The organism is Streptomyces boncukensis (assembly GCF_011045075.1).
GTDB lineage: Bacteria > Actinomycetota > Actinomycetes > Streptomycetales > Streptomycetaceae > Streptomyces > Streptomyces boncukensis.
On the sequence record NZ_JAAKZZ010001063.1, the window covers coordinates 1 to 784 of the forward strand.

Below are 784 nucleotides of genomic sequence, written 5' to 3' on the forward strand. Positions count from 1 at the left end.
GTGCGTGCGGCGGTGGCGAGGTGGGCTGGGGTGGTGTGGGTGTCGAGGTCGAGGAGGGAGATGCGGCCGGGGTGTTCGTTGGCGGCGGTGTGGGCGAGTCCGTGGACGGCGGCTGCGGCCAGGTCATGGGTGTCCTGGTCGGTGGAGGCACTGACCGCGTGTCGGGTGAGCAGGAGCAGACGGGTGTCGGCCAGCCGCTCGTCGCCCAGACAGCGCTGCAGGACATCCAGCATCCGCCGGAGTGCGCCGGTCGCGTCGGTGTCGTCCGCGTACGGAAGGGCCAGTACGTCGGGGGCGGGCCCGCCCGCGTCCAGCGCGGCGCCGAGGTCGTCGGCGTCGGCGTGGCCCTCGGCCTTGATGCCTGCGGCGGACAGCGCCTCGGTCAGCCCGAGGGAGTCGGTGCCCAGTACGGCCCACCGCCCGGCGGTGCCGGAGGATTCGGCGTGGTGGACCGGCTGCCAGACCGGGTGGTGGACGCCTCGGCCGTGCGCGGAGCCGACGGCGGTGAGTTGGCCGGTGGGGAGGGGGCGCAGGGTGATGGTGTCGATGGAGATGACGGGGTGGCCGTCGGGGTCGGTGGCGGTGAGGGTGGCGCTGTCGTCGCCGGTGTGGGTCAGTTGGACGCGCAGGGAGGTGGCGCCTGTGGCGTGCAGGGTGACGCCGCTGAAGGCGAAGGGCAGCCGCAGCTGTCCCGTCTCGGCGGAGCCCGCGCCCGCGCTGTCCACCAGGGCGAGGTGGAGGGCGGCGTCGAGGAGGGCGGGGTGGATGCCGTATCCGGTGGTGT

The 784-nt window shown here is 74.4% G+C and carries 1 protein-coding gene; it reads right to left on the reverse strand.

Annotated elements, in window-relative coordinates:
- On the reverse strand, positions 1–784 hold a 784-nt coding region (locus tag G5C65_RS37935; protein ID WP_206442741.1), incomplete at both ends, for a polyketide synthase dehydratase domain-containing protein.